7 protein-coding genes are annotated in these 9,188 nt (G+C 45.1%); 1 reads left to right on the top strand and 6 read right to left on the bottom strand.

Going from position 1 to position 9,188, the window contains the following annotated elements; translation table 11 throughout:
• Nucleotides 1–58: 58 nt before the first annotated feature.
• Nucleotides 59–1,336, bottom strand: a complete 1,278-nt coding sequence (locus AM279_RS10660; RefSeq protein ID WP_054407957.1) for a replication-associated recombination protein A — start codon at nt 1,334–1,336, stop codon at nt 59–61.
• Nucleotides 1,337–1,447: 111 nt separating this feature from the next.
• Here AM279_RS10660 and AM279_RS10655 point away from each other — a divergent pair, with 111 nt between their 5' ends.
• Nucleotides 1,448–2,227 (top strand): rhomboid family intramembrane serine protease, encoded by a 780-nt coding sequence (locus tag AM279_RS10655; RefSeq protein WP_054407955.1) that lies wholly within the window; start codon nt 1,448–1,450, stop codon nt 2,225–2,227.
• A gap of 121 nt (nt 2,228–2,348) precedes the next feature.
• Here AM279_RS10655 and rlmB read toward each other — a convergent pair whose 3' ends face one another.
• The 5 genes from rlmB to AM279_RS10630 all read right to left on the bottom strand — a co-directional run bounded on the left by rlmB (nt 2,349) and on the right by AM279_RS10630 (nt 9,130).
• Nucleotides 2,349–3,083: a 23S rRNA (guanosine(2251)-2'-O)-methyltransferase RlmB gene (gene rlmB / locus AM279_RS10650; RefSeq protein ID WP_054407953.1), complete on the bottom strand. Its 735-nt coding sequence runs from the start codon at nt 3,081–3,083 to the stop codon at nt 2,349–2,351.
• 76 nt (nt 3,084–3,159) lie between these two features.
• The gene (locus AM279_RS10645; protein ID WP_054407952.1) at nt 3,160–3,654 is read right to left on the bottom strand and encodes a lipid-binding protein; all 495 of its coding nucleotides are present in this window, start codon (nt 3,652–3,654) and stop codon (nt 3,160–3,162) included.
• A 12-nt stretch (nt 3,655–3,666) separates the two neighbouring features.
• Nucleotides 3,667–4,428 (bottom strand): immunoglobulin-like domain-containing protein, encoded by a 762-nt coding sequence (locus tag AM279_RS10640; protein WP_054407950.1) that lies wholly within the window; start codon nt 4,426–4,428, stop codon nt 3,667–3,669.
• A gap of 11 nt (nt 4,429–4,439) precedes the next feature.
• Nucleotides 4,440–5,972, bottom strand: a complete 1,533-nt coding sequence (locus tag AM279_RS10635) for a SusD/RagB family nutrient-binding outer membrane lipoprotein (protein ID WP_054407948.1) — start codon at nt 5,970–5,972, stop codon at nt 4,440–4,442.
• An 11-nt stretch (nt 5,973–5,983) separates the two neighbouring features.
• The gene (locus tag AM279_RS10630) at nt 5,984–9,130 is read right to left on the bottom strand and encodes a SusC/RagA family TonB-linked outer membrane protein (protein WP_236688515.1); all 3,147 of its coding nucleotides are present in this window, start codon (nt 9,128–9,130) and stop codon (nt 5,984–5,986) included.
• Nucleotides 9,131–9,188: the final 58 nt, after the last annotated feature.

The following is a 9,188-nucleotide window of genomic DNA, read 5'->3' as shown; positions in this document are numbered from 1 at the left end:
TTTTTTATTCAGCCTACCGGCTTTTGACCTTTGACTTTCCTGCTTTCGACTTTAAAAACTAATACCCATACTTCCCTTTCCAGCGGCGTTTTAAAAACTCGCGGTCGGCATTTTCGCGGCTGTTTTGCCCGGGTTCATAAAAGGTAGTGCCACTAATGGCATCGGGTAAAAATTCCTGTTCGGCAAAATTGTTTTCATAATCGTGAGAATATTTATACTCATCGCCATACCCCAGCTCTTTCATAAGCTTGGTGGGTGCATTGCGCAGGTGCAGCGGTACGGGCAGGTCGCCGGTTTGCTTTACAATACTTTGCGCCTGGCCAATAGCCATGTAAGTAGCATTACTCTTGGGTGAATTAGCCAGGTAAACGGCACACTGGCTCAGTATAATCCTTGATTCCGGATAGCCAATGGTACTCACCGCCTGAAACGTGTTGTTAGCCATAATAAGGGCGGTTGGGTTGGCATTGCCTATGTCTTCGCTGGCTAAAATAAGCATACGGCGGGCTATAAACTTAAGGTCTTCGCCGCCTTCAATCATTCGGGCAAGCCAGTATACGGCCCCGTTAGGGTCGCTGCCGCGCATACTCTTTATAAAAGCGGAAATTATGTCATAGTGCTGCTCGCCGGTTTTGTCATACAAAACGGTGTTTTTCTGGGCAAGCTGCATTACGCGGTCGTTGGTAATAACAATATCTTCGCCTTCGCTCGCATTAATAACCAGCTCAAACACATTAAGTAGCTTTCGGCCGTCGCCACCGCTAAGGCGCAGCAGGGCTTCGGTTTCCTGCAGGTCAATCTTTTTATTTAGTAGTGCTTTGTCCACCTCCATCGCCCTGTGCAACAAAGCCTCGAGGTCTTCTTTCGTAAAAGGGTTCAGCATATATACCTGGCACCTTGATAATAACGCGGGTATAACCTCAAAGCTGGGGTTCTCGGTTGTGGCGCCAATCAGTGTTACCCAACCGCGCTCAACCGCCGCCAGCAGCGAATCCTGCTGCGATTTGCTAAACCGGTGAATCTCGTCTATAAACAGTATGGGGTTTTTGGTGGTAAACATACCGCCGCTTTGCTTGGCTTTTTCAATAACCTCGCGCACGTCTTTAACACCGGCGTTAATGGCGCTAAGCTCATAAAACGGGCGGTTGCTTTCCTGTGCCATAATTTGCGCCAGGGTGGTTTTACCGGTGCCGGGTGGCCCCCATAAAATAAGCGATGGTATAATGCCGCGTTTTATTTGCTGCGTTAGCGAGCCTTCGGGGCCCACAAGGTGCAGCTGGCTTATATATTCAGATAAGTTCTTGGGGCGTATGCGTTCTGCCAATGGTGCTTCCATTGTGTAAAATTACGCAATAATTTTCTTCTGCTTTGCAGAAAAAATACTAAAACCCATCCTGCCATTTTAACAGGGAAAAATCTTTGGTCGTTTTTTTGACGTGCATAAGGCATGATAGACAGCAGGGACGACCAGTTAAAATTTTCGCCTTCGGTAATTGCCTGGCCATTTGCCGCCATATTTGTGCTGTGGCTGGTGTACTGGGTAGAGGTGCGTTTTAATATATACCTTAACGATTATGGCATACAGCCCCGAACCATAGTAGGGCTAAGGGGTGTTATCTTCAGCCCGTTTTTACACGGTAGCCTGGAGCATTTATACGACAACAGCATACCACTTTTTTTGCTTATAGCTGCCATGCGCTACTTTTACAGAAAAAGGGCGCTTGAGGTTATACTCTACGGGGTTTTGTTTTCAGGATTGTTTACATGGCTAATAGGCGAGAAGGGTAGTACCCACATAGGCGCAAGTGGGCTTATATATGTACTGGTTACCTTTATTTTTTTTAAGGGAATACAAACCGGTTATTTCAGGCTTGTGGCATTATCGCTAACCATTGTATTACTGTATGGCAGTATGATATGGTATGTTTTTCCGGATGTGGAAAAAGGCATAAGCTGGGAAGGCCACCTGGGCGGCTTTTTAAGCGGGGCGGTTTTTTCATGGCTGTATGACACCCCGGAATATAAAAAGCCCATACTTTACGACTGGCAGCGCCCGGACTTCGACCCAAAAGCAGACGCATTCATGAAGCGATTTGATGAAAACGGTATTTTCCATAACCCACCCAAACCTGAAGATATAGAAGTAGTGGATTATGAAATTGTAAGCCCGCTGCCGCCCTTAAGGATAGTATATACATTTGTGCAACGGCCTGATGAGGATAATTAGATTGTTCGATTTTTAGATTATTCGACTTCATGGATAAGAAGCTATTTGCCGTACTGTCGGATAATCCAACAATCCAACAATCGAATGATCTAAAAATCGAACCATCCAATAATCTAAAAAATTACCTTCTCTGCCTTACCGCTTCATACAAAAAAGCACCACAGGCAACCGATACGTTAAGCGATGATATGGTGCCAAACATAGGCAGTTTGGCTTTTTCGTCTACTATTTTAAGTACCGAAGGGTTAATGCCACGATCTTCGCTGCCCATAATAATGGCAAGTGGCTCTGCAAAAGATATGTCATAAATAGTGTCGTCAGTCTTCTCGGTAGCGGCAACGGTTTTAATGCCCGAGCCCTGCAGGTGGAAAATAGCGTCTTTAATATGCTCAACTTTACAGATGGGTACATTAAATACCGCCCCGGCCGATGTTTTAACCGTATCGCCGTTTACGGGGGCCGAACCCTGCTTTTGCACAATAATGCCGTCTACACCCGTGCACTCTGCCGTGCGGATTATGGCGCCAAAGTTGCGTGCATCGCTAAGCTGGTCCAGTATAAGGAACAGGGGAGTCTTGCCGCTTTCCAATACTTTTTCAACCAGTGTTTCAAGATTTTGAAACTTAATAGGGGCTATAGACGCTACAGCACCCTGGTGGTTGTTTGGCGTAAGCCTGTTAAGCTTTTCAACCGGCACATAGCTAAAGTTTACATTCTTTTGCTTTAGTACTTTAAGCAGGTCGCGCATCAGGTCGCCCTGTGCATCCTTCTGTATAAAAACCTTGTCTATTTCCTTGCCGGCATTAATGGCTTCTATAATGGCACGTATGCCAAATATCTGGTGTTCTTTTTCCATGTTGCAAAGATATTGTTTTCAGGGTAATAAAAAAGGCTGCCTTGCGGGCAGCCTAACTAACTAAATCAAATTAATCTTATTCGTCTTCTTCAAAACCTGTCCTGCGGAAGCCCGAAAAGATGAGAACCGTTTCAGGGTCATAATCAAATACCCCTTTAAAATAGATACTGTCTGCCACAACGCCTGATGGCGAGTGTGCGGCACCTTTAAGTATTTTGCCTTCTGTAATAGTTACAACAGAGTCGTCTGCACTATTTGGAGAGTCAGTAGCACTAAAAGTTAACGTCTCTAAATTATAGTCAAGCGGCGTTTCAAGCCACCAGCCGGTAAAGCTGTTGGCGCTGCCCACGCGGTCTGTAATAAACAGTGCGCCGTTATTATCATAGGTTTTGTGCAGGGTGTGGGTGGCATACAGGTTGCCGGCCTCATCGCTAATATCTATGTACCACTCGCCGTTTAGGGCCTGTGTGGGCATATTACCTGCATCATAATCGTCATACCCCTTGTCTTCGCATGATGTAAAAACCACCAAAAGCAAGGTTGCAAGTGCTGCTATATATCTGTTTTTCATGATTTTTTACTTTTAGAATTGAACCTGTGTTAAAGTTGATACAAACGTATAGGTAGTTTCAGCATCGGCCTGCCATACGGTTGTAAGTACAAGCTTATCAGTATCGGGGTCAACCGTTAGTCCTGTAATTTCAGACGACCCGCCAAAGTAAGTGTTGCTTTGTGTGCCCGGAAAACTAAAATCGTTTGCCGCAATGTTATTGGCAACAATTACCCCGCCCGGCGTTTCAGAATCGGCAATGGCCCGGCCAAAAAGGTACCATCCGCCAAAGGCGTCAGATATTTCATAGCTGCCATCGTCGTTTTGCCAAATCAGCATATACTCAATATCGGTATATGCAGATGCGGGTGCGCCCTGAGCACCATTCCTGAATACGGTAGAGGTATAAAGCCCTTCAATACTGTTAACAAGGTCGCCTGTGGTGGCTACAATAATCTGCCTGGTTTCAACACCTGCAAAGCCATCTTCATTTACTGCCGAATATTCTGCGGTATAAATGTCGGCTACGCTGGTATTAAGTGTGCCGTTGTAAATGTTACCACGGTATCGGCCTACATAGCGGGTAGTTACAGGAACTTCTTCTTCGCCTATCATGGCAATGGCGCCCGGGTCTGTAAAGGTGTCGCCTACGTTTAAGCGTATTTCGCTGTCTCCCTGCACTTCAATAACAGGATACACGGTTACCGTACTGTTTATTTCGTCTTCATAGCACGATGTAAGGGTAAATAAAGACCCAAACAATGCCAGTATAGTTAATTTATATAATGCTTTCATAGATTACAATTTTATTCTGGTTTTTGGTCCCACCAAACATTTTCGGTAACCGATGTTCTTTGGGTAATGTTAGGGTTTCTGTTTACTTCGTCATCAGGATAAAACAATACGCTTGGCACCTGTACGCCTGAAAGTATTGAAATAGCCGATGGTATGCGGTTGCCTATGCCATAATCCTGCGAACCTTCTGCCACCACTTCCGGAAACTTGGTGCGGGTAGATTCTATCCAGGCTTCAATATTGTTTACATAAGGCAATGCCGCCCATTTTTGTACCATGATTTGCCTTACATCATCTTCTACAACACCTGTTGGAATGTATTCGTAGGCACCGCCGGCTGAAGTGAAATTAGTAGCAAGAGTTATAGATTCTTCAGGTGTCCATGGCGATTCTTCTTCGTCTGTTGGGTCTGCATCAGTAAAAAAGTTTAACTGGTAGGTTTGGAATGATGCAAGCACCCCTGCATCATACATTTCCTTTGCTCCTGCACCTGCTGAGTAGCGTACCAGTGCTTCTGCCTGTAAAAAATATATTTCGGCAAGGCTTATAAAAAAGACAGGAGTGTTTGGCCTTATGTTAGGTCTGGCATAAGCGCTTGCTGTGTTATTAAAGTCATTACCTGTGCCTTGTGCTATAGAAGCATACGTGCCAGATGTACTTGGGGTGAAAACAGCACGTAGTCTTGGATCCTCATTTTCACTGTAAAATCCGGCAAGTGTGTTACTGGCAACATGGTTTACACCGCCAAGGCCGGTTTGCGAAAGTACATTTTCATAAAACGGGTTACGTTTGTTTACTGTATCATCAAAGTTTGTAAACTTGGCGTCTTCGGTAAGGAAATTGCCTTCAGCCAAAAGCGCTGTTACCGCAGCAGGGTTTGCAGCAGGTGTATATGCCATACGCAGGTACATTTTAAGTTTAAGTGTATTGGCAAATTGTATCCATTTGTCTATATCGCCTCTAAACAATATGTCCTGAGATGGATATAAGGCCTCTGTAGGGTTTGCGTTATAGGTTGCAACAGCAGCATCCATTTTCGCAATAAGGTCGGCATATATTTCTTCACCGGAGTCTACAATTGGTGTAATGTTTTCCGGCCCGTTAAGCGCTTCGCTATAAGGTACGTCATCAAAAAGGTCTACCAGTAGCTGATAGGTATACGCCCTTAACACCTCTGCCATTAGCAGTGTGGCAGTATCTTCGCTGGCAGTACTTTCTTCGGTAACATACTTAAGGTCGTTAAGGCAGCCGGCATAAAGCTCTGTCCATATATCGTTAGCATACGCAGTATTAAGGTTGTATGAATCTATATTTTCATACTGGCTGGCGCTTGGAGCCTGCGTGTGGTATTGTGTATAAAATCCGCCAAGATTTGTAAGTTCGCCTCCCATTACTACGGCGATAGATGCCTCGGCAGCTGTAAGTGCAAGCCCGCTGTTAATTTCAGCCGGAAAGTTAGGGTCGTTATTTATATCGAGCTCACTCTCGCACGAGCTAAAAAGGCCAATGCAAAATATAATGAGTAGTTTATATGTATTTTTCATCTTGATTTTTTTTAAAAGTTAGCTTTTAAACTAAAGCCATAGCTCCTGGTTGAAGGGTTTGCGCTAAATTCACCAAACTGGGCCTGCAGGTCTGTACCAAAAGTAGATACTTCAGGGTCTATATACTGGTTGTTGCTTGGTGTCCATATAAACAGGTTACGGCCAATAAGCGAGAAGGTTAAGCCTTGTATAAAGGTGCCTTCCAGTACTTTGGTGGGTAGCTTGTAGCTTAATACAACCTCGCGCAGTTTTATGAAAGATTTGTCTATAACCGTATACCTTGCAAGTGCATCGGCGCGGTAGTAGTCGTCCATGTGTTCAACATCTACAGGTGTGGTATTGGGTGAGTAGGTAGTGTTGCCGTTTCCGTCAACTTCCCTCACAACCGAGTTTGGTACTACAAACGGCTGCCTGTCGTTTACCATGGTGGTTATAGAGTTACCGGTAAACCTTGTAATATCGGCAGTACGGCTGTACATAAGGCCACCCTGGCGAATATCAAATGTAAAATCAAGAGAAAGCCCTTTCCAGCTCAGGTTGTTGCCTATACCCATTGTGTAGTCATATTGGGTATCGCCATATACATCTTTTGTAGATGCAGCTACCGGTATACCGTTGGTATCTACCACAATGTTTCCGTTGGGGTCCATTTCCGGAACGTAGCCATATATTAAGCCTATTGGCTGGCCTTCGCGGGCAATAAACTGTGTGGTGCTAAGGCCGCCCAGTTCTACCTGCTCAATCCTGTCGTCAAGCTCTTCAAGTATTGTGTTGTTGGTGGCAAAGTTTACGCTGGTGGTCCAGTTAAAGCCATCAGGGTTTTTAAGCCATCCCAGGGTTAATAAGGCTTCAAAACCTTCGCTGGCCAGGGTGCCCACGTTTGCGGTTTGGTTAGTATAGCCGCTGCTTGGTGCAAAAGGCAGGTTTAGTATCTGGTTTTCAATTTTTGCATTATAGTAGGTAGCATCAAGCGTTATCCTGTTGTCTAAAAATGCAAGTTCAATACCCAGCTCTATTTCTTTCCTTCTTTCAGCCTTAAGGTTAGCGTTAGCTGCCCTGTTGCCTATACTGTAAGCACTGGTGCCGTCTATAGGGTATACCAGGCTGCCAAATCCCTGAGAGATGTTTGCAGGCACGTTAACCGAATTTACCTGGTAAGGGTCTGTATCTACACCGGTTTCACCATAACCCACCCTTAGCTTACCGTAGTTAAAGGTGTCTGAAGAGCCCAATGTCCTACTGAAAACCCAGCTGGCATTAGCGCCTGAATAAAACACGCTTCGGTTAGCCTGCGGCAGGGTAGAGTACCAGTCGTTCCTGAAGTTTCCTGTTAAGAAAAGCTGGTCGTCATAAGATATGGTTGTGGTGTTGTAAAGGCCATATAGTTTTCTTGTGCTTCTTGAAGATGCCACAACCGGAATTTCGGCGCTGTTTGTAAGCGAATAAAAATCAGGTATATCCTGGCTGGCTACAGATGCGCTGTATGAGTTTGCCTCACGTGTGTTTACGTTAAAACCAAAGGTTGACTGCAGGCCAAATTTTTCGCTTAATGTAAAGTCAAGGTTGTAAAGCAGGTCGTGGTTAAGCTGCTTTATGGTGTTTGATGCTTCAAGGTAGCTGCCCGGGGTTTCAGACGAAGTAATGTCGTTAGGGCTGCCCGGTGCGGCGTCAAGCCTGGCGTTCCATACACGGGCAAGGTCGGTATAGGTATCTACACCAAAACGATAGGTAGCGCTGCTCCAGTCGTTAAATTCATAGCTAAATTCAACCGAGCCATAAAATCTTTCTTTGTTGTAATCAGATCCGTTTTCATTAAGGCTCCAGTATGGGTTTGTAACACCATAAGGAGTGTAGTAATTGCTTACGTTATGAAAAGGGTTGTTGTAGTCTTTAAACTCTGTAATAGGTATATCAGTAGGAATCTGCATCAGGTTGTTGTAAACCGATAAGCCCTGGCCGGTAGCTACAGAGCTGCCGCTGGTATTAACATAGTTCATGTTGCCGCTTATGGTTATTTTATTAACCTTGGTAGATCCGGCAAGGCCTATTGTGTTTCTTTCAAACTTATCGGCATCAGTAGGATATATACCATCCTGTTGCAGGTTTGAATAAGAAAGCCTTACGCTGCTGTCTCCGCTGCCCCCTGCTACAGAAAGCGAGTTGAGCTTAGAAGTACCTATATCAAAGAAGTTTTCAAGCTGGTCCGGCTGAAAAGAATAGCGTTTTAGCAACTGGCTGTTGTCTACAACGTTGCCCCATACGTGGAGTTCGTTATCAAAGCGTGGGCCCCATGAACCGTTTTCGCCAAGGTAGTGCACACCATCCCATCCCTGCCCAAAGCTTGACTGATACTTAGGTGTGCGCGATATTTGTGTGAGGAATGTTGTTGAAGTAAAGTCGATAGTCATTTTACCGGCCTTACCTTTTTTTGTGGTAATCATAATTACACCATTTGCAGCCCGTGCACCATATAGTGCCGCTGCCGATGCGCCTTTAAGTATGGTCATGCTTTCAATGTCTTCGGGGTTAATATCGGCAGAGCCGCGCCCAAAGTCATAACCGCCATTAAGGCTGTTTGAAAAATTGGTCTGGTTGTTAATAGGCACACCGTCTACCACATAAAGCGGCTGGTTAGAGCCCGAAAGTGTGTTAAAGCCTCTTATGATTACCCCTGATGATGCACCGGGGTCTGTAGAGGCGTTTGAAATGGTAACACCGGCAACTTTGCCCTTAAGGGCGTCTGCTATATTGCCCTGCGAACCCCTTACAAGTTCTTCTGCCCGCACGGTTGTGGTTGCAGCACCTATAGAGGCTTTTTCCCTCTTAATACCTACTGCGGTAATTACCACCCCTTCAAGCACTGTAGATTCTTCGGCAAGTGTTACATCTAATGTTGTAGAAGCTGCCAAAACTTCTTTTGTAGTCATGCCAATGAAGCTAAATACCAGGGTTTGGGTAGGGGTTGCACTAATCTGGTATTTACCGTCAAAATCAGTAGATGTGGCCGTGGTAGTGCCCTTTACTACTACCGATGCCCCCGGTACAGGCATGCCGCTGGCGTCTTTTACCGTTCCGGAAACTGTTCGTTCCTGGGCAAACGAAATCTGCATCACTAACGCTGTGAGAAGCGTCAGCAAAAACTGCTGGTGTGTTTTCATTTAATAAAATTTGAGTTAGTATCTCAAATGTCGATTAAATTACTGTTAACAGCAAGTT

Origin of the sequence: Flavobacterium akiainvivens (assembly GCF_001278115.1) — a bacterium.
Taxonomy (GTDB): Bacteria; Bacteroidota; Bacteroidia; order Flavobacteriales; family Flavobacteriaceae; genus Flavobacterium; species Flavobacterium akiainvivens.
The sequence above is the reverse complement of the archived record's forward strand: the minus strand, read 5'-3'. Positions and strand labels throughout refer to the sequence as shown.